General features: G+C 49.1%; 16 protein-coding genes. 13 read left to right on the forward strand and 3 right to left on the reverse strand.

Features of this window, described 5'->3' with window-relative positions; all coding sequences use genetic code 11:
- Positions 1–136: 136 nt before the first annotated feature.
- A complete protein-coding gene (locus ACO0LB_RS01120) occupies positions 137–1,354 on the forward strand; it encodes a 5-(carboxyamino)imidazole ribonucleotide synthase (RefSeq protein ID WP_423045632.1) in 1,218 nt (405 codons plus the stop codon).
- On the forward strand, positions 1,351–2,397 hold the full coding sequence (locus ACO0LB_RS01125; protein WP_423045634.1) for an L-threonylcarbamoyladenylate synthase: 1,047 nt from the start codon (positions 1,351–1,353) through the stop codon (positions 2,395–2,397). Before ACO0LB_RS01120 ends, ACO0LB_RS01125 begins: the two co-directional genes overlap by 4 nt.
- A 208-nt stretch (positions 2,398–2,605) precedes the next feature.
- Here ACO0LB_RS01125 and ACO0LB_RS01130 read toward each other — a convergent pair whose 3' ends face one another.
- Positions 2,606–2,866, reverse strand: a complete 261-nt coding sequence (locus ACO0LB_RS01130) for a SemiSWEET transporter (RefSeq protein WP_423045636.1) — start codon at positions 2,864–2,866, stop codon at positions 2,606–2,608.
- On the reverse strand, positions 2,863–3,378 hold the full coding sequence (locus tag ACO0LB_RS01135; RefSeq protein ID WP_423045639.1) for a flavin reductase family protein: 516 nt from the start codon (positions 3,376–3,378) through the stop codon (positions 2,863–2,865). The genes ACO0LB_RS01130 and ACO0LB_RS01135 overlap by 4 nt, the downstream gene beginning before the upstream one ends.
- 160 nt (positions 3,379–3,538) lie before the next feature.
- On the opposite strand from ACO0LB_RS01135, the gene ACO0LB_RS01140 reads away from it, so the two are divergent.
- From ACO0LB_RS01140 to lnt, 7 genes are all read left to right on the forward strand, one after another.
- Positions 3,539–3,910 (forward strand): hypothetical protein, encoded by a 372-nt coding sequence (locus ACO0LB_RS01140; RefSeq protein WP_423045642.1) that lies wholly within the window; start codon positions 3,539–3,541, stop codon positions 3,908–3,910.
- A gap of 79 nt (positions 3,911–3,989) precedes the next feature.
- The gene (miaB, locus tag ACO0LB_RS01145; protein WP_423045644.1) at positions 3,990–5,330 is read left to right on the forward strand and encodes a tRNA (N6-isopentenyl adenosine(37)-C2)-methylthiotransferase MiaB; all 1,341 of its coding nucleotides are present in this window, start codon (positions 3,990–3,992) and stop codon (positions 5,328–5,330) included.
- Positions 5,330–6,427 carry a PhoH family protein gene (locus ACO0LB_RS01150; RefSeq protein WP_423045645.1) on the forward strand — a complete coding sequence of 366 codons (1,098 nt, stop codon included), beginning with the start codon at positions 5,330–5,332 and terminating at the stop codon, positions 6,425–6,427. The genes miaB and ACO0LB_RS01150 overlap by 1 nt, the downstream gene beginning before the upstream one ends.
- Positions 6,411–6,875: an rRNA maturation RNase YbeY gene (ybeY, locus tag ACO0LB_RS01155; protein WP_423045647.1), complete on the forward strand. Its 465-nt coding sequence runs from the start codon at positions 6,411–6,413 to the stop codon at positions 6,873–6,875. Before ACO0LB_RS01150 ends, ybeY begins: the two co-directional genes overlap by 17 nt.
- Before the next feature lie 123 nt (positions 6,876–6,998).
- On the forward strand, positions 6,999–7,904 hold the full coding sequence (locus ACO0LB_RS01160; protein WP_423045649.1) for an ion channel: 906 nt from the start codon (positions 6,999–7,001) through the stop codon (positions 7,902–7,904).
- A 170-nt stretch (positions 7,905–8,074) separates the two neighbouring features.
- Complete coding sequence (locus ACO0LB_RS01165) at positions 8,075–8,953, forward strand: HlyC/CorC family transporter (RefSeq protein WP_423045651.1); 879 nt, start codon at positions 8,075–8,077, stop codon at positions 8,951–8,953.
- Positions 8,946–10,517: an apolipoprotein N-acyltransferase gene (lnt, locus tag ACO0LB_RS01170; protein ID WP_423045652.1), complete on the forward strand. Its 1,572-nt coding sequence runs from the start codon at positions 8,946–8,948 to the stop codon at positions 10,515–10,517. The genes ACO0LB_RS01165 and lnt overlap by 8 nt, the downstream gene beginning before the upstream one ends.
- A 48-nt stretch (positions 10,518–10,565) precedes the next feature.
- Here the strand turns inward: lnt and ACO0LB_RS01175 are convergent, their stop codons facing one another.
- The gene (locus tag ACO0LB_RS01175; protein WP_423045654.1) at positions 10,566–10,937 is read right to left on the reverse strand and encodes a hypothetical protein; all 372 of its coding nucleotides are present in this window, start codon (positions 10,935–10,937) and stop codon (positions 10,566–10,568) included.
- Positions 10,938–11,337: 400 nt separating this feature from the next.
- Here ACO0LB_RS01175 and ACO0LB_RS01180 point away from each other — a divergent pair, with 400 nt between their 5' ends.
- The 4 genes from ACO0LB_RS01180 to narH all read left to right on the forward strand — a co-directional run bounded on the left by ACO0LB_RS01180 (position 11,338) and on the right by narH (position 19,743).
- Positions 11,338–12,582, forward strand: coding sequence for an MFS transporter (locus ACO0LB_RS01180; protein WP_423045656.1), 1,245 nt, complete (start codon positions 11,338–11,340; stop codon positions 12,580–12,582).
- Positions 12,583–12,617: 35 nt separating this feature from the next.
- On the forward strand, positions 12,618–14,000 hold the full coding sequence (locus ACO0LB_RS01185; protein WP_423045658.1) for a NarK family nitrate/nitrite MFS transporter: 1,383 nt from the start codon (positions 12,618–12,620) through the stop codon (positions 13,998–14,000).
- 464 nt (positions 14,001–14,464) lie between these two features.
- Positions 14,465–18,193 carry a nitrate reductase subunit alpha gene (locus ACO0LB_RS01190; protein ID WP_423045659.1) on the forward strand — a complete coding sequence of 1,243 codons (3,729 nt, stop codon included), beginning with the start codon at positions 14,465–14,467 and terminating at the stop codon, positions 18,191–18,193.
- Positions 18,190–19,743: a nitrate reductase subunit beta gene (gene narH, locus ACO0LB_RS01195; RefSeq protein WP_423045661.1), complete on the forward strand. Its 1,554-nt coding sequence runs from the start codon at positions 18,190–18,192 to the stop codon at positions 19,741–19,743. Before ACO0LB_RS01190 ends, narH begins: the two co-directional genes overlap by 4 nt.
- The last annotated feature ends 3 nt before the right edge of the window (positions 19,744–19,746 follow it).

Raw genomic sequence — 19,746 nt, forward strand, 5'->3', positions numbered from 1 at the left:
GTATGCTTTTCTGTGCCTTGTAATATCAGGGGAATGGCGGGATAACTGAATTTTCAGGGGGGAGTATCTCCTGTTCCACATATTTTTGATGCCACGGTAGAGTAAAGTATCTGGCACTATTTCAATTTTGACTATCATGACTATCGACAAGCAAGTACGCCAACGGCATTCTCTCTTACCCAATACCGATCAAAGCTGGCTGGGTATCATGGGGGGCGGTCAGCTCGGACGCATGTTTGCGCAAGCTGCCCAGTCTATGGGATATCGCGTTGCTGTGCTGGAGCCTGAGGCTGGTTGTCCGGCTGCTCAGGTCGCCAATCATCACTTGCAGGCAGATTACGATAATGAAGACGGCTTGGCGGCTTTGAGCAAGCTGGCGGCTTCCGTGACGACTGAGTTTGAAAATGTCCCCGCCAGCAGCCTGAGTTTTCTGGCAAACACCGGATTTGTCGCGCCTGCCGCAGCTTGCGTTTCCATTGCTCAGGATCGACTGGTCGAAAAGCATTTTTTTACTCGTTGTGCCATAGAGACGGGTGTTTATCCCGCCCCACACTGGGGAATTGCTAACCAGAATGATGTTGCCAGTGCCAAGCAGGATTTATTTCCCGGCATCTTGAAAACTGCCCGCATGGGTTACGATGGCAAAGGACAAGTCAGGGTAAAAACTCGTGAAGAACTGGCGGCTGCTTTTGCCGACATGAAAGGGCAGGTCTGCGTACTGGAAAAAATGTTGCCCCTGGCCTACGAAGTCTCTGTACTGGTGGCACGCGGTGTTGATGGTCAGTCTGTTGTCTATCCGATTGCAGAAAACGTGCATCGCGATGGTATCTTGTTCACGACCCTCGTTCCTAGTCCACATGTGTCGGATGAGATTGCGGATAAAGCCCAGAAAGCGGCGCTTGCCATCATCGCTGAACTGGGCTATGTCGGTGTATTGTGTATAGAATTTTTTGTCTTGCAAGATGGCTCGCTGGTTGTCAATGAAATGGCACCGCGTCCACATAATAGCGGGCACTACACGATAGATGCCTGCGTGACCAGTCAGTTTGAACAGCAAGTTCTGGCATTGGCCCAATTGCCGCTGGGCGATGTGCGCCAGCATTCTCCGGCCGCGATGCTCAATATTCTCGGCGATGTCTGGTTTGATGTGCATTCGGATATTGCGCGCACACCGGCATGGGACAAGGTACTGGCGTTGCCGGGTGCCAAGTTACATTTGTATGGCAAGGCGGAGGCGCGTCGTGGACGTAAGATGGGGCATGTCACCTTCGTTGCTCCGACGCTGGAACAGGCGCAGTCTTCGCTGACACAGGCTTGCCTGATTCTGGGAATTGCCGTACCGGAGCAGGTATGAGCGTTGTCGCCCCTACCACTTCTGCCGCTTCTGCCATTGCTGAAGCGGCAGAGGCACTGGAAGCAGGTCGCCTCGTCGCTTTTCCTACCGAAACAGTCTATGGCCTTGGTGCCGATGCAGAAAATCCGGCCGCAGTTGCGCGTATTTATCAGGCCAAGGGGCGTCCTTCCGATCATCCTGTGATTGTGCATCTGGCACCCGGAGCCGATATTCATTATTGGGCGTCGGATATTCCGCCAATGGCAGAACAACTGATTAACGCATTCTGGCCCGGCCCTCTGACCCTGATTGTCAAACGAGCTGCGCATATTCCAGATGCCGTTTCAGGCGGGCAGGATACTGTTGGTTTGCGTTGTCCTTCGCATCCTGTTGCGCAGGCATTATTGTCGTCGTTTAAAGCTGGCAAAGGTGGTATTGCTGCGCCGTCTGCGAATAAATTCGGCCATGTCAGCCCGACGACTGCGCAGCATGTGGAAGAGGAATTTCCACAAGAAATATTGCCAGGCGGATTGATTGCCAGTGTGCTTGATGGAGGGCAAAGTGAGGTCGGAATAGAGTCAACCATCCTTGATCTGAGCCGCCTGGCGACGCATGGCCCGGTATTGTTGCGCCCTGGCCATATCAGCGCAGCGCAGCTGGCAGAAGTGACAGGAATCATGCCAGCCAGCCCGGATGCCACAGCGCCACGTGCCTCGGGCACTCTGGACGCCCATTATGCGCCGCAGACACCTGTTGCGCAGGTTTCCGCTTCCGAGCTTTTGCCCTTGATTGCAACATTATGCGCAAAGAATAAAAAAATCGCCGTCATGAGTATGCAGAAGACCGTTACTGACGAACTGCTGGCACATCGCCAGATGCCTGCGGAGCCTGTTGCCTACGCACATGATCTATACGCTGCGTTACGCGATCTGGATCATGCGCATGCCGACGTGATTCTGGTGGAGTCGTTGCCGCAGGACAAAGCCTGGCAAGGTATCAACGATCGTTTGCGACGTGCAGCATTTGATTCCCGCCATATCGTGCAGACACTCTGTGCTGATTAATGACGTCATTGATAGAACCAATTGCTTACCTCAATTGATTGTCTATTGATTGCCTGTTCATTGCTGATTGAGCAGATAGAGTTACTAAATAGATTCAGTAAGCAAATCTACTAAGCAGATCCAGTCTTGCCGGGACATGCGGACAGACAATCAGCAGAGAATCACCATAGAATCAGCAGCGATGTGCAGGCAGAACGCCGGCACGACTTTATTTGTAGATCAGCTTCATTGCCAGAATGAAGGTTGATAGTCCGAGTGTAATGCTATTGGCAATGATAATCGGCCATGCCATCAACAGAATCCCATACACCATCCATAGAAAAACACCGCTGACCAGAATGATATACATACCCAGCGAAATACCTTCGGCCCGTTTGCGACGCCAGGTCAGCCAGGCTTGAGGAATAAAGGCGGTGGTTGTCATGCAGGCGGCAAAGTAGCCGACGACATCGGCATTGAGAATAGTCATTGCGAATGAGAGATGGACTGTAAAAACTGACCTGAGTGAAAAATCAGCGGTGCTTGTGGCGTGAATTCGCAGTGTTCGACTTCGCCCACAAAAATCACATGATCGCCTTCCGGATAACGGCTGCGATTATGGCATTCAAACCATGCCGAGGCACCTTCTAAAATCGGATGACCGGTGCGCGACAAGGTAAATGCGACGTTTTCAAAACGATCTTTTTTACGACTGGCAAATTGCTCCGCCAACCACGCCTGCTTTTCAGACAGGATATTCACGACATAATGCGAATTACCGCTGAAAACCTGCATACTGTTGGCTGTGTTACCCAGGCTCCAGAGTATCAGCGGAGGATCAAGCGAGACAGAGTTGAAAGAACTCGCGGTCAGACCAAGAAAAGTGCCATCTTCGAGACGTGTCGTGATGACAGTCACACCAGTAGCAAACTGGGACAGCGCATTACGGAAATGACGGGTATCAAAATCGCGCTTTTCAGCGCGGGGAGAGCGGGTGTGCATCGGTATTCCATCGTTCTTTTTTTGCCATTATCCCAGATTTCCACATTTTGGTTGATGAAAGCGCTCTGTGTTAAACTTGCGCTCTTGTCTTTTTCTGGTTTTTTCGTTTAAGTAATTGATTTATTTGAATTTTTTACTTTATTTGTAGAAGGCGACGTTTATGAATCAGCTGCTGTCCCGCCGTACCGCTATGCTCCTGATGCTGTCCGGCGTCAGTGCCAGCGTGTTGGCGCAAGTGCCTGCGACGCGTAATTTTCCGGCGAATACCAAGCGTGGCGTGCTGGATATGTCTGCTTATCCCGATGTGATGATGGACAAAAAAATCAGAAATATTGCGCCAGGATTACGTATCTACACCACAGAAAACCTGATGGTCACCGTCGGAAGCCTGAACGCGAGCAATATCGTTGTGAATTACACGGAAAGTAATTATGGCGATATCGAAAAAATCTGGATATTGACGCAAGCAGAAATCGACAAAGTGCTGCCGCCAGTAGAAGTATGGAAAGCGATTCCGTTTAAAAATCCATAGAACTCATCAATATCCATCAAAATCCGATCAGTTATTAAGCTGTTTTAGACCTAGTTTTTCAGAACAATTCAGAATGATTATGCAAAAAAAAGTCTTTATCAAAACCTTTGGCTGCCAGATGAACGAGTATGACTCCGACAAAATGGCCGATGTATTGAACCTAGCCGATGGTCTGGTGAAAACGGATACTCCCGAAGATGCAGATGTCATTCTGCTCAACACCTGTAGCGTACGCGAAAAAGCATCGGAAAAAGTATTTTCTGATCTTGGCCGCTTGCGCGAGCTCAAGCGTAAAAAGCCAGATTTACTGATCGGTGTTGGTGGTTGCGTCGCCTCGCAAGAAGGTGAGGCGATCATCAAGCGTGCACCTTACGTTGACGTTGTGTTTGGTCCGCAGACCTTGCACCGGTTGCCACAATTGATCGACGCACGCCGCAGCTCAGGTCGCTCTCAGGTCGATATCAGTTTCCCTGAAATTGAAAAATTCGACCACATGCCGCCAGCGAAAGTAGAGGGGGCGACGGCGTTTGTATCGATCATGGAAGGTTGCAGCAAATATTGCAGTTATTGTGTCGTTCCCTACACCCGTGGCGAAGAAGTGTCACGTCGATTCGAAGACGTGCTGGCAGAAGTGGCCGGTCTGGCAGAGCAGGGCGTGAAGGAAATCACCTTGCTGGGACAGAACGTGAATGCCTATCGCGGTGTGATGGAAGATGGCGAAATCGCCGACTTTGCTTTGCTGATCGAATATATAGCAGAGTTTCCACAGATAGAGCGCATCCGTTTTGTGACCAGTCATCCTAAAGAATTTACCCAACGCTTGATCGATTGTTATGCCAAGGTTCCCAAACTGGTGAATCATCTGTATCTGCCAGCACAGCACGGTTCTGACCGAATTTTGTCAGCGATGAAGCGCGGTTATACCGCCATCGAATATAAATCGGTATTGCGCCGCTTAAAGCAGGTGCGTCCTGATATTTCTGTATCGTCCGATTTCATTGTCGGCTTTCCCGGCGAAACAGATGAAGACTTTAACGCGTTGATGAAGCTGATTGATGATGTTGGCTTTGACAATAGTTTCAGTTTTATTTTCAGTCCACGTCCAGGCACACCAGCAGCTAATCTGGCAGATGACACTCCGGCAGAACTGAAGCTGCGCCGGCTTCAACACTTGCAGGCAGTGATCGATGCCAATACTAAAAAATACAGCAATGCCATGATCGGCACGGTACAGCGCATTCTGGTTGAAGGCCCTTCCGTCAAAGATGCGAATGAGTTACAGGGGCGCACAGAAAATAACAGGGTGGTTAATTTTGCCGGACCACAGTCATTGATCGGTACTCTGGTCAATACGCGCATTACTGAGTCCTACAATTATTCTTTACGTGGCGAATTAGTCGAAGAGGCAGTGGCAGCATAATGGCAAACATTCCCGTGCCTGTATCTCATTTCATTCCGCAGCCTCTGGATAATCACCGACTGGCAAATTTGTGCGGACCACTTGATGAAAATCTACGTCAGATTTCTGCGGCGCTGGATGTCACCATTTTTCGTCGTGGAGAGAAATTCATTATCAGCGGTCACAATGGCGAGCGTGCACAGGCCTTACTGGAGCATTTTTACGCGCTGGCGAAAAAAGTGATTTCGATCGATGAAGTTCAACTGGCGTTGGTGGAGCAGCGTGCGAATCATTCTGCCAAACCTGTCGTCAAAGAAGCGACTCATGCAAAATCGCGAGCGGTTGTTGATATCGCTGAAAACGACGAGCCAGAAGTAATTGAAAGCCCGGTATTAAAAACACGCCGTGCCGATCTGCGTGGCCGCACACCGCACCAGAACCAATATCTGAAAGCCATTGTCGAGCACGATATTACCTTTGGTATTGGCCCGGCAGGTACGGGTAAAACCTATCTCGCGGTTGCCTGTGCTGTTGATGCACTGGAACGTGATGCCGTCAAGCGTATTGTACTGACACGCCCCGCAGTGGAGGCCGGGGAGCGACTGGGCTTTTTGCCTGGCGATCTGGCACAGAAGGTCGATCCTTATTTGCGCCCCTTATACGATGCTTTGTATGACTTGCTGGGGTTTGATCGCACCCAGAAAATGTTTGAGAAACAGGCGATAGAAATTGCGCCTCTGGCTTACATGCGTGGACGCACACTCAATCATGCCTTCATCATTCTGGATGAGGCGCAAAACACGACTCCTGAACAGATGAAAATGTTTTTGACGCGCATAGGTTTCGGCAGTAAAGCAGTCGTGACCGGCGATACTACTCAGGTAGATTTACAGCGCGGACAAAAAAGTGGCCTGATTGATGCGTGTCAGATATTGCACGATGTACGTGGGATTGCTTTTACGCAGTTTAGTAGTGCGGACGTCGTGCGCCACCCTCTGGTCGGGCGTATCGTCGATGCTTATGAAGCCGCTAATGTCAGTGCCAGCGAGCACAGTGCTGCTATCGGTCTGCTAAAAAATGCTACACATCTGAATGCTCATCATGGTCGCAAAAAATAATCCAACACCCAAACTCTCCCTCTCCGTGCAATATGCTGATACACGTTTGCAGGAGCTATTGCCGCGTCCTCTGTTACGTAAAACAGTACAGGCTGCCTTGTATTTTCCTGCCGAGTTAACGCTGCGCTTTGTTGATGCGGAAGAGGGGCGCGTTCTGAACCGCGACTATCGTGGGAAAGACTATGCAACCAACGTGCTGACCTTTGCCTACACCGAAGATGAAGATGCCGAAGTCACTCAGGCAGACATTATTTTGTGTACGGATGTTCTGCAGACAGAAGCACAGGAACAGAAAAAATCAGTCACAGATCATGCTCGCCATCTGATTGTGCATGGTGTGTTGCATGCGCAGGGTTATGATCACGAAACTGATGAAGAAGCCGAAGAAATGGAAGCACTGGAGATCCAAATTCTGGCAGCGCTGGGATTGGCCAATCCTTATCTTTAAACAATTGCCGTTGCAGAGTCTGATGTCTGGTTGGCATTATTCCTGAATCCCGGGAAAAGACCCTGCATGCATTTCATCGACCTATATCGACTTATTTACCCTAGCGCATAGTGGAGCGCCGACATGGCAAGCATATTGCGAAAACCAAGGCGCGGACGACGAATTAACATGGGTGGCCGAGATGTTGTCGCCTATGGACTGCGCACCCAGTTCTGGCAAGATATTTATTATTATTCGATGACCTCCAGTTGGCCGGTATTTTTTGCTGCAGTCGCTATCGTCTTTGTCTTGTTTAATGTTCTTTTTGCCGGCTTATATTCTTTAGGCGATCACCCGATTGGCAACCTGACGCCAGATAATTTTCTGGGTATTTTTTTCTTCAGTGTTGAAACACTGGCGACTGTCGGTTACGGTGACATGCATCCGCAGACGGTGTACGGGCACAGTATTGCCACGATAGAGATTTTTGTTGGCATGGCCAGTGTCGCGTTGATTACCGGCGTCATGTTTGCGCGGTTTTCCAGGCCGCGATCCAGTATTATTTTTGCAGACCATCCCGTAAGTCATGTATCTGAAGGTCGTCGTGTGCTGTTGATTCGTATGGCGAATGCCCGTATGAATATTATCAGCGAAGCCTCTGCAAAACTGAGGCTGATGAAAAATGAGGTTTCACCGACGATGGGGAGTTTTCGCAAAATCGTCGATATGAAACTTGAGCGTGAACAGCACCCCATTTTTGTATTGGGATGGACGGTTATTCATGTGATCGATGCCGACAGTCCTTTGTATGGACATACCCCCGAATCGCTCAAGGCCATGCAGGCAGCACTGATACTGAGTGTGGAAGGCGTGGACGATACCACTAGCCAGACTCAGCGTGCCAGACATTACTATCCCTGCAACCTGATTCGCTGGAATCACCGGTATGTCGATATTTTTTCTGGCGCCAGTAATCGTACCCCGAAGATTCATTATGAGCGGTTTCATGATTCTGAAGAGGTTCCAGAGCCGGAACCGGATGAACTTTAAGCCATCAGCAAGATGGAGGCGTATGGTTGTTCCGAGGATTCAGACAATACTGCCAGAAGCGTATAAATCATTGTTTTTCGTCGTATTTTCTACTTAAAAACCAACAAAATTTTGGAAATGACGCACTTTGTTGTATTCTGTAGGATTGAAACAACGGCGTTACGCCCACTATGCAAGAGCACTCTAGTAAGGTCAGATCATCTGACCTTAAACCCCATCGGTCTTTGTTTGAACGATTGACCGCATTGATTTCTCCCGAACCTGAGAACCGCGCTGAACTGCTGGAAGTATTGCACGATGCGCAAGAACGTAATCTGATCGATGCTGATGCTTTGGCAATGATCGAGGGCGTATTTCAGGTGTCTGATTTGTCCGCCCGCGACATCATGATTCCACGCTCCCAGATGGACGTGATTGATATCTCCAAGCCGATAGAAGAATGGATGCCCGAAGTGTTATCGACCGCGCATTCTCGTTTTCCGGCGATTGATGGCGACCGCGATAAAGTCGTTGGCATCTTGCTTGCAAAAGACTTATTACGCTACTACGCGGAAGAAGTATTTGAGGTCCGCGACATGTTGCGCCCGGTGATTTATATTCCTGAGTCAAAACGGCTGAATATCCTGTTGCGTGATTTCCGTGCTAACCGCAATCATATTGCGATGGTCGTTGACGAATATGGTGGTGTGGCAGGGCTTATTACGATTGAGGATGTACTTGAACAGATCGTTGGTGACATTGAGGATGAGTATGACTTCGACGAAGAAGAAGATAACATTCTGGTCCTCGATAGTAAGGACATACATCAACGCTGGCGTGTCAAAGGCCTGACAGAAATCGAGCAGTTCAACACCGTGCTGGGAACTTCCTTATCCGATGAAGACGTTGATACGATAGGTGGATACGTCGCCAGCCACCTTGGACGTGTTCCACACAAGGGGGATGAATTCGATATCGGTAATCTGCGGTTTGAAGTCTTGCGAGCTGATGCGCGCCAGGTGCAGATGCTTCTGGTTGAGCAATTGCCAGCATCATTCTCCGATGAATAAACAGGAGAAGCCTTTCCTGTTATCGTTGTCTTACCGTTCGTCCATCCTGCTGATGCTCATTGCAGGTGGGTTGAACGTGTTTTCTTTTGCCCCCTTTCATTGTTGGCCACTACAGATAGCTGGCCTGATGTTACTGTTTTCATTGTTGGCGCGCGAGGGAACATCGGCATTCACGCAGCGTCAATCCATGTGGTTGGCGTGGTCATACAGCTTTGCCTGGCTATCGACCAGTGTCAGTTGGTTACTGATTGCGCTGACACGTTATGGCGGTTTGCCTATGCCAGTCGCTTTGCTGGCGGTGAGCCTGCTGGCAGCGTTCCTCGGATCGTATGCGGGACTGCTGGTATGGTTGGCTCAGTGGCTCAGGCAACGCTGGCATTTCACTTCAACCGTATTTGTGTTGCTTGTCCTGCCTGCTGCCTGGACTCTGGCTGAGTGGCTGCGCATCTGGCTGCTGACCGGCTTTCCCTGGGTTATTTCCGGCTATGCCCATACCGCAAGTCCGCTGGCTGGATTCGCTCCGGTGTTCGGCGTACTGGGATTATCGTGGCTGAATGCGTTGATTGCAGGAATGTGTGCCAGCACAATGATCGTCAGAAAAAAAGCATTTCCTCTGGTAATAGCCTTGTGCCTGTTCATTGCCGGATGGGCTTTGGGAAAAATAGAATGGACTCTGCCGTACGGACACTCCTTGAGCGTGAGTTTGTTGCAGGGGAATGTCGCTCAGGATATGAAATTCGACCCGGATCATATTGTCGAATCGCTGAGTCTGTATCACGACATGATTCTTGCAGCGCCTGCTGATCTGGTTGTCACACCAGAGACCGCATTGCCGGTGTTGTCTTCCCAATTACCCGTTGATTACCTGCCCATGATCAATGCTTTTGCACAGCAGACGCATAGCGCGGTGGTGTTGGGCCTTGGTGTCCATGATGGCGGTCAGCGCTACTCAAACAGCGTACTGGGATTCTCCCCACTGCACCAGCAGCGGGCGTATCGCTACGACAAACATCATCTGGTACCGTTTGGCGAATTTGTTCCTTTCGGCTTCCGGTGGTTTGTTGATATGCTGCATATCCCACTCGGAGATTTCTCCAGTGCGGGCTTGATGCAGGCGCCGATGCAGGTGCGTGATCAGTCGGTCATGCCAAATATCTGTTATGAAGATTTGTTCGGAGAAGAAATTGCGCAGCAATTGTCGGCACAGATTTCAGCAGGTGGACCGGTGGCAAATATGTTGCTCAATACCTCAAATCTGGCATGGTATGGCGATTCGATTGCGATTGATCAGCATTTGCAGATATCTCAGATGCGTGTACTGGAAACCGGACGTCCCATGCTGCGGGCAACCAATACCGGCGCTACGGCAGTGATTGATATTCATGGTGTTGTTATTGACCAGCTGTTGCCGCTGACGCGTGGAACTTTACATGCAACAGTGCAGGGGCGTTCAGGAAAAACACCCTATCTTCTGTTTGGTAACGCCAGCGTGCTGTTGCTGATTCTTCTGAGTTTGCTGCCCGCTGTCTGGAGTGGACGGCAGCACCGGTCTGCTACCGTCTGAGTGGACGTCAGCGCTGCGGGCTGCAGCGTGAGCTCTGCTGTCCGTGAATTATTTATTGATGATATTCGCGTCAATATCCGCAAGACACTCACGACCACGCGGGCTGATTTCCAGACGTCCTGTTTCTTCATTTTGCATCACATGTCCCTTTTTGCCGAGAAAGGTCGCCACTGTGCCGGATAGTACTACTTCCGGATTATTGGCAATGGCGCGCAGACCATCAATGCATTGCTTGATGAATAGCGTCTGACGCCCATTTTCAGTCAACTCCAGTGTGCCATCTTTGCGATAGGTAAGTAATTTGATACCTGTCAGGCGTTTGGCATTCCGGCTGATGCAGGCGCTTGGTTTTGCCATCTTGGCGAGCTTGCTGACTTGTTCCAGCGCATCGTATTCATCGATACTTAATTTGTGACTCATTGCTGCTTTCTGTTGATATGAAATAATCTGATTCTGTAAATAAGGAGAGTAACTCCAATCGACCGAGTTGCCTTCCTGGTATGGATACTGCCAATACTGACATCGATGATGTGAGTTTGACCGGAATATAACATAGGGCAGGCTTTCTGATTTCATCTATGCTTAAAAATGAAGCAAGGTTTATACGGTTCAGCATTCGGGCGTATTGATATAGATCAATTTTCATCTTTGGTTCAATGTAATCCGCTACCTGATTTTTCATCATCAATGATCACGTATCTAGTTCTTTCGGCTAGCCTCCCCATCCTTTTGCCTTAGAAGAGTTGACCTTCAGGCGAATTTCTAAATAACCCCACACTCCTTAAGCTTATAGCACCTATAAAAGCAACAGGAGTTGATCATGGCAAGTGAAGGCAAAGCCTACTCGGTGCTGGGGGCCAGTACCCTGGCTTTTACCGTGTGTTTTACGATCTGGATGATGTTTGGTGTGATCGGTATCCCGATCAAGGCCAGTTTGCATCTGAACGAAACAGAATTTGGCCTGCTGACGGCAATGCCCGTTCTGACTGGCTCGTTGATACGCGTACCACTCGGCATCTGGACCGATCGTTTTGGTGGTCGCATTGTGCTGTTCCTGCTGATGCTATCAACAGTGCTACCTATTTATCTGATCAGCTATGCAACTACTTACTGGCATTTTCTGGTACTGGGCTTATTTGTCGGTCTGGCCGGAGGTTCATTTTCTGTAGGTACTCCTTATGTTGCACGCTGGTTCAAGAAAGAACGTCAGGGTCTGGCAATGGGAATTTTTGGTGCGGGTAACTCTGGTGCCGCAGTCAACAAGTTTATTGCGCCAGTCTTGATCGCTGCGGCTGGCTGGACTTTGGTACCCAAAGTCTATGCCGTCATGATGTTGTCAGCCGCACTGATTTTCTGGGTGTTTTCTGCGACTGATCCCAGCCATAACGTCAAATCGAATATCAGTTTTCTGGCGCAGTTGAAAATGCTGAAAGACCCGAAAGTCTGGCGCTACTGCCAGTATTACTCGGTTGTTTTCGGTGGGTATGTCGGGCTGAGTTTGTGGATGGTCAAATACTACGTGACTGAATACGGTTTTGATATCAAGAGCGCGGCTCTGCTGGCAGCCTGCTTTTCTTTGCCAGGTGGCGTATTGCGCGCGTTTGGTGGCTGGTTATCTGACAAATATGGTGCTTATAAAGTCACATGGTGGGTGATGTGGGTGTGCTGGGTAGCATTCTTTCTGTTGTCTTATCCACAAACGGATTTCAGCATTAAAACCATCAATGGCATGCAAACATTCCATATCGGTCTGACCCCTGTGCTGTTTACGTCGATTCTGTTTGTCGTGGGTATTGCGATGGCAGTTGGCAAGGCATCAGTCTTTAAATTTATTTCAGATGATTACAGCAGCAATATTGGCGCGGTGTCCGGTGTCGTTGGTCTTGCTGGTGGTCTGGGCGGATTTATCTTGCCTATTCTGTTCGGCGCGATTGTTGATATCACTGGCGTGCGCAGCTCCTGCTTCATGCTGCTTTATGGAACGGTATGTGTCTCTTTGGTATGGATGCACTTCCAGTTTCGCAGAGAAGGCATGCTGGCTGCCCAAGCTGTATTGCCTGTCTGAGCCGTGATCTACCGATTATTGAAAAGGAGTACAACATGAGTCATGTATTAACGCGATGGGAGCCAGAGAACAGCGATTTCTGGACGAAAGAAGGCAGTGGCATTGCGAACCGCAATTTGTGGATATCGATTCCCTGTCTGATGCTGGCCTTCTCTGTATGGATGTTATGGAGTGTGGTCGCTGCCAATCTGGATAAGGCAGGATTTCATTTTACGAAAGATCAGTTATTTTTCCTGACTGCGTTGCCAGCTTTGTCCGGTGCAACACTTAGAATTTTTTATTCCTTTCTCGTTCCTGTTTTTGGTGGTCGTAAATGGACCGCCTTGTCCACCGCCACCCTGTTGATTCCTGCGATAGGCATGGGAATAGCATTACAAGATCCAACAACCAGTTATTCCACCTTGTTGGTGTTGGCCTTGCTGTGTGGATTTGGTGGCGGTAATTTTAGTTCCAGTATGTCGAATATCAGTTTCTTTTTCCCAAAATCGCGTAAAGGCTACGCAACCGGGATGAATGCTGGTATCGGTAATCTGGGAGTTTCGGTTGTGCAATTCTTGACGCCGCTGGTTATTTCCTCCGCCATGTTTGGCGCGGTGATCTCTGGTGACGGTTACCTGTTTCATAATGTTAAAACCAACGCCGATAAAATGTTCTGGTTGTCGAATGCGGGTTTTATCTGGGTGCCATTTATTGTTGCTGCCACACTGGCTGCCTGGTTTGGCATGAACGATATTGCCTCTGCTAAAGCGTCATTTGCGGATCAGGCAGTGATTTTTAAGCGGAAACATAATTGGCTGATGTGCTGGTTATATATCGGTACATTTGGTTCATTTATTGGCTTTTCAGCTGGGTTTGCGATGTTGATCAAAGCGCAGTTTCCAGAAGTCGATGTCGCCAAATTTGCATTTCTCGGACCTCTGGCAGGTGCACTTGCTCGCCCGGTCGGCGGCATGATTTCTGACAAAATCGGTGGCGCACGCCTGACTTTGTGGGTATTTGCTGCGATGGTGGCCGTGATTGTGCTGGGTATATTGCCAGCATTACATGAACATCAGTTTATGATTTTCTTGTTGTCCTTCATTGGTATGTTCATCCTGACAGGATTGGGTAATGGTTCCACCTTCTGCATGATCCCGATTATTTTCATGACAGAAAGAGAGCGTGCTGTCGCAGGGCAAAGTGATGCGGCATTGAAGCAGGCGCGGCTGGATGCGGCTAAAGAATCCGCTGCAGTACTCGGCTTCTCTGGTGCGATTGGTGCGTACGGTGGTTTTTTCATTCCGCAGAGTTTTGGTACCTCCATCAGAATGACAGGCGCACCAGATATGGCGCTGTATGTGTTCATCGCCTTTTACATCAGTTGCATGGCGATTACCTGGTGGTATTACTCACGTAAAGGTGCAGAAATGCCTTGTTGAGCGACATATTTTTAGATCTCACCTTTCCTCCATTGTTGTCTGACAATGGAGGTTTTTTTTATGCTGTCCTGGTTACCTCCTCTTCACGACCTGTCATGTAATTTATGAATTGTGTGACGTATCGACATACGAAAAAATTCTTGAAACAAGCGCATCTGCCATAGCACCTTCTTCCTCAAAAAGTCATCGCGTTATTGCCGATCGTTATTGCCGATTTTGCACAATCCCTCACACCACTCAGGTTCCAGAGCGTGATTATTCTTAGCCTTGGATGGTAATGCAGCATGACCTGATGCCGTTCGCTGCAATGATGGCCTAGTTCTTTAGACCTAGCTGGTCTAGTGCCAATGCAGACGATTTTCTATCGCACCGAAGAATGTTCGTCTGACGCATAAATTCATACACTCCTCATATAGAACAAATCGATGACGTGGGCACTTCGCTCACCTGATATGGAGTTTACGATGAGTCATTTTCTGGATAGATTGAAGTTCATGTCGCGGGTGAAGTCTACCTTCTCCGACGGTCATGGTGCTGTGGTGGAAGAAGACCGCAAATGGGAGAACGCATACCGCAGCCGCTGGCAGCACGACAAAATCGTGCGCTCAACACATGGCGTGAATTGCACGGGCTCTTGTTCGTGGAAGGTCTATGTCAAGAATGGCCTGATTACCTGGGAAACCCAGCAGACTGATTATCCACGTACTCGCCCTGATCTGCCTAACCATGAACCACGCGGTTGCCCACGCGGTGCTTCGTATAGCTGGTATGTGTATTCAGCGCAACGCGTCAAATACCCGATGATCCGCGGTCGTCTGATGGAAATGTGGCAAGAAGCCCGTAAAACCATGGGTCCGATTCAGGCATGGGAATCCATCAGCCAGGATCCGGTGAAAGCCAAGCGTTATAAATCCGTACGTGGCCTTGGTGGCTTTGTACGTGCTGATTGGGATACTGCGCAAGAAATCATTGCTGCGGCGAATGCTTTTACTGTCAAAAAATTCGGTCCAGACCGCGTGGTTGGTTTCTCACCAATTCCTGCGATGTCGATGGTGTCTTACGCTGCTGGTGCACGTTACCTGTCATTGATCGGTGGCGCTTGCTTGTCTTTCTACGACTGGTACTGCGATTTGCCACCAGCCAGCCCGCAAGTATGGGGTGAACAGACTGACGTACCTGAATCTGCTGATTGGTACAACTCCACTTACCTGATGGTCTGGGGCTCGAACGTACCTCAAACACGTACACCAGACGCCCACTTCTACACAGAGGTACGCTACAAAGGTACCAAGACCGTTGCTGTGTCTTCTGACTTCGGTGAGATGGTCAAGTTTGGCGATATCTGGATGGCGCCTAAGCAAGGTACGGATGCGGCTTTGGCTATGGCGATGGGCCATGTGATCCTCAAAGAATTCCATCTGAACGGCAAGTCTGATTACTTCCGCAGCTATGTCAAACAATATACCGACATGCCTATGCTGGTACGACTGGTGGAGCGAAACGGTTCCTATGTGCCAGATCAGATGTTACGCGCATCACAGTTGCCGGGCAATCTGAATGAAGCCAACAATCCTGATTGGAAAACTTTGGCGATTGATGAACTGACAGGCGAAATTATTTCGCCAAACGGTTCAATTGGATATCGTTGGGGGGAAGGAAAATTTGATGATGGCGCTAAAGTTGGTCGCTGGAATCTGGAATCCAAAGATGGTCATTCAGGTCGTGAAATTGATCCACAACTGAGTCTGATCGGCAAGCATGATGAAGTGGTCAGCGTCGGGTTCAGTTATTTTGGCGGAACCGATGCCAACGACATGCTGTTGCGTAACTTACCAGCAAAACGAATCACCCTAGCCGACGGCAGTATTGCGCTGGTAGCGACGGTTTATGATTTGTCGATGGCAAATTACGGTGTTGATCAGGGGCTTGGTGGTGCGGTTGCAACATCGTATGACGATGATGTTCCTTATACTCCGGCATGGCAGGAAAAACATACCAGTGTCAAACGTGATCTGGTGATTCAGGTGGCGCGCGAATTTGCGCAAAATGCCCATGACACACAAGGCAAGAGCATGGTGATCGTTGGCGCTGCGCTGAATCACTGGTACCACAACGATATGATTTATCGCGGCATCATCAATATGCTGATGATGTGCGGCTGTGTTGGTAAGTCGGGTGGTGGCTGGGCACATTATGTGGGGCAGGAAAAACTGCGTCCACAGTTTGGTTGGGCACCATTGGCATTTGCCAGCGACTGGACTCGTCCTCCACGCCAGATGAATGGCACCAGTTTCTTCTACGCACACACCAGCCAATGGCGTCATGAAAAACTGGCGATGGATGAAATTCTTGCTCCGACAGCAGATAAATCCAAAATAAGTCACATGAGCATGATTGATATGAATGCCAAGTCTGAACGTCTGGGCTGGTTGCCATCTGTGCCGCAACTCGAAACCAATCCGCTGGATGTTTGTGATGCCGCTGCTGCGGCAGGTCAGGAACCACAGGAATACCTGAAAAACGGACTGAAATCCGGCAGTATCAATATGAGTTGTGATGATCCGGATAATCCAAAAAATTTCCCGCGCAATATGTTTGTCTGGCGTTCGAATATTCTGGGAAGTTCCGGTAAAGGCCACGAATATTTTCTGAAATATTTATTGGGTACGCAGAATGCTTTGTTTGATGATCCTGATGAGGCCATCAAGCCTTCCGAAGTAAAATTCCGTGCAGAAGCCGCAGAAGGTAAGCTCGATTTACTCACTGTGCTCGATTTCCGTATGAGTACCACTTGTCTGTATGGCGACATCGTGTTGCCAACAGCAACATGGTATGAAAAAGATGATTTGAACACTTCCGATATGCACCCATTCATTCATCCATTGAGTGAAGCGGTACAGCCTTTGTGGGAAAGTAAAACTGACTGGGAAATCTATAAAGGCATCGCCAAAAAATTTACCGAAATCGGTGGCGATTATTTGGGTACCCGCAAAGACATCGTGTTGCAGCCGCTGATGCACGACACACCAGGCGAGCTTGGTCAGGCGTTTGAACCAAAAGACTGGAAAAAAGGCGAGTGCGATCTGATTCCAGGAAAAACTGCGCCTAGCTTTATTGTGGTCGAACGCAATTACAAAGATATCTACAAAAAATTTACGTCGATCGGTCCTTTGCTCGATAAGTTCGGCAATGGCGGTAAGGGCATCAACTGGAATACCGAACATGAAGTGCATGAGATTGGTGGTATCACCAAAGTCGTGACAGAAGACGGCGTATCCAAAGGTCGTCCACGTCTGGAAACAGCGATTGATGCCTGCGAAATGATTCTGACCTTTGCACCGGAAACTAACGGTCATGTCTCAGTCAAAGCGTGGGAAGCGCTGGGCAAAATTACGGGACGTGATCATACGCATCTGGCCGTGGGCCGTGAGCATGACAAGATCCGTTTCCGCGATGTACAGGCACAACCACGCAAGATCATTTCTGCACCAACTTGGTCAGGTCTGGAATCGGAAGAAGTCAGCTACAACGCTGGTTACACCAATGTGCATGAATACATTCCTTGGCGCACGCTGACCGGTCGCCAGCAGTTTTATCAGGATCATCGCTGGATGCTGGATTTCGGTGAAGGACTGTGCGTCTATAAACCGGCAATTGATACCAAGACAGTCGCACCGATGCTGAACAAGTCACCGAATGGTGAAAAAGAAATCGTGTTGAACTTCATCACGCCGCATCAGAAGTGGGGTATTCATTCCACTTACTCAGACAATCTGCGGATGTTGACGCTTTCTCGTGGTGGTCCGCACGTATGGGTATCGGAAACAGAAGCAAAAGAAGCCGGTCTGGTGGATAACGATTGGGTGGAAGTCTTCAACAGCAACGGTACCTTGACTGCCCGTGTTGTCGTTAGTCAGCGTGTACCGAAAGGCATGTGTCTGATGTATCACGCTCAGGAAAAAATCGTGAATACACCAGGTGCTGAACTCAGCGGCAAACGTGGCGGTATTCATAATTCAGTGACCCGCGCAGTGTTGAAACCGACACACATGATTGGTGGCTATGCTCAGTTGGCATACGGCTTTAACTATTACGGTACGGTCGGTAGCAACCGGGATGAATTTGTGGTGTTACGTAAGATGAAAAAAGTAGATTGGTTAGAAGGCAAACTGGAAGAGGAGTCAGCATCATGAAAATTCGTGCACAAGTAGGCATGGTGCTGAATCTGGATAAATGTATTGGTTGCCACACCTGTTCCGTGACTTGTAAAAATGTCTGGACCAGTCGTGACGGCGTCGAATACGCATGGTTCAATAACGTCGAAACCAAGCCCGGTATCGGTTATCCGAAAGAGTGGGAAAACCAGAAGAAATGGAAGGGTGGCTGGCATCGTAACGACGCGGGCAAGCTGGAGCCTAAGCAAGGCGGCAAGCTGCGTATCTTGGCAAATATTTTTGCTAATCCTAATTTACCGTCGATAGACGATTATTACGAGCCATTTACATTCGATTACGAACATTTGCAGAATGCGCCATTACTGCAGACGCCACCCACTGCGCGTCCCGTTTCTGTCATCACCGGCAAAAAAATGGACAAGATCGTCTGGGGCCCAAACTGGGAAGATGATCTGGGCGGTGAATTCAGCGCCCGTAGCAAAGATGCTTTGTTCGAAGGTATTCAAAAAGAGATGTACAGCACCTTTGAATCCACCTTCATGATGTATTTGCCACGTTTGTGCGAACACTGTCTGAATCCGGCTTGCGTGGCTTCCTGCCCTTCCGGTTCGATTTATAAACGTGAAGACGACGGTATCGTATTAGTCGATCAGGATAAGTGTCGTGGCTGGCGCATGTGTATTTCTGGTTGCCCTTACAAAAAAATTTACTATAACTGGAGTTCTGGCAAGGCAGAAAAATGTACTTTCTGCTATCCACGGATTGAAGCAGGCCAGCCGACTGTCTGTTCAGAAACCTGCGTAGGCCGTATCCGGTATCTGGGTGTTTTATTGTATGACGCCGACAAGATAGAGGCCGCTGCATCAGTCGCTGATGAGCAGGATTTGTATGAGGCACAGCTCGGTTGCTTCCTGAATCCGCATGATCCTGCCGTGATTGCAGAGGCACGCAAGCATGGTATTCCTGAGAGCTGGATACAGTCAGCCCAGAAATCTCCTGTTTATAAAATGGCGATGGAATGGAAAATTGCGTTCCCGCTGCATCCTGAATATCGCACGCTGCCGATGGTTTGGTATGTGCCGCCACTGTCGCCTATTCAAAAAGCCGCAGAAGCAGGTCATATGGGTATGAACGGCATTATTCCCGACGTGAAGTCCTTGCGGATTCCTGTCCGTTATCTGGCGAATTTATTGACAGCGGGTAAAGAAGAACCTGTGCTCAAAGCACTCGACAGAATGCTGGCGATGCGTGCTTACAAACGTTCTGAAGTTGTGCATGGATTGCGCGATGAGGCTGTGCTCAAACAAGTGGGGCTGACGGCAGAGCAGGTCGAAGATATGTATCAGACCATGGCGATTGCGAACTACGAAGACCGCTTCGTGATCCCATCTTCGCATAAGGAAATGGTAGAGGACAGTTTCAATGAAAAAGGTAGTTGCGGATTTACTTTTGGCAATGGTTGTTCGGGTGGAACGTCAGATGGCGCATTGTTTGGCAAGAAGCCACAGGGTAGTGTGATTTTTGTCGATATGCCGAAATCACGCAAAAAACTTTCCACCACGGAATAACCA

The organism is Undibacterium sp. SXout7W (assembly GCF_049339385.1).
GTDB lineage: Bacteria > Pseudomonadota > Gammaproteobacteria > Burkholderiales > Burkholderiaceae_D > Undibacterium.

Coding starts and splice junctions, on each gene's coding strand:
- ACO0LB_RS01125 (WP_423045634.1), top strand. CDS start 1,351: ATGAGCGTTGTCGCCCCTACCACTTCTGCCGCTTCTGCCATTGCTGAA.
- ybeY (WP_423045647.1), top strand. CDS start 6,411: ATGGTCGCAAAAAATAATCCAACACCCAAACTCTCCCTCTCCGTGCAA.
- ACO0LB_RS01165 (WP_423045651.1), top strand. CDS start 8,075: ATGCAAGAGCACTCTAGTAAGGTCAGATCATCTGACCTTAAACCCCAT.
- ACO0LB_RS01150 (WP_423045645.1), top strand. CDS start 5,330: ATGGCAAACATTCCCGTGCCTGTATCTCATTTCATTCCGCAGCCTCTG.
- narH (WP_423045661.1), top strand. CDS start 18,190: ATGAAAATTCGTGCACAAGTAGGCATGGTGCTGAATCTGGATAAATGT.
- ACO0LB_RS01180 (WP_423045656.1), top strand. CDS start 11,338: ATGGCAAGTGAAGGCAAAGCCTACTCGGTGCTGGGGGCCAGTACCCTG.
- ACO0LB_RS01140 (WP_423045642.1), top strand. CDS start 3,539: ATGAATCAGCTGCTGTCCCGCCGTACCGCTATGCTCCTGATGCTGTCC.
- ACO0LB_RS01135 (WP_423045639.1), bottom strand. CDS start 3,378: ATGCACACCCGCTCTCCCCGCGCTGAAAAGCGCGATTTTGATACCCGT.
- ACO0LB_RS01175 (WP_423045654.1), bottom strand. CDS start 10,937: ATGAGTCACAAATTAAGTATCGATGAATACGATGCGCTGGAACAAGTC.
- ACO0LB_RS01190 (WP_423045659.1), top strand. CDS start 14,465: ATGAGTCATTTTCTGGATAGATTGAAGTTCATGTCGCGGGTGAAGTCT.
- lnt (WP_423045652.1), top strand. CDS start 8,946: ATGAATAAACAGGAGAAGCCTTTCCTGTTATCGTTGTCTTACCGTTCG.
- ACO0LB_RS01185 (WP_423045658.1), top strand. CDS start 12,618: ATGAGTCATGTATTAACGCGATGGGAGCCAGAGAACAGCGATTTCTGG.
- ACO0LB_RS01120 (WP_423045632.1), top strand. CDS start 137: ATGACTATCGACAAGCAAGTACGCCAACGGCATTCTCTCTTACCCAAT.
- ACO0LB_RS01160 (WP_423045649.1), top strand. CDS start 6,999: ATGGCAAGCATATTGCGAAAACCAAGGCGCGGACGACGAATTAACATG.
- ACO0LB_RS01130 (WP_423045636.1), bottom strand. CDS start 2,866: ATGACTATTCTCAATGCCGATGTCGTCGGCTACTTTGCCGCCTGCATG.
- miaB (WP_423045644.1), top strand. CDS start 3,990: ATGCAAAAAAAAGTCTTTATCAAAACCTTTGGCTGCCAGATGAACGAG.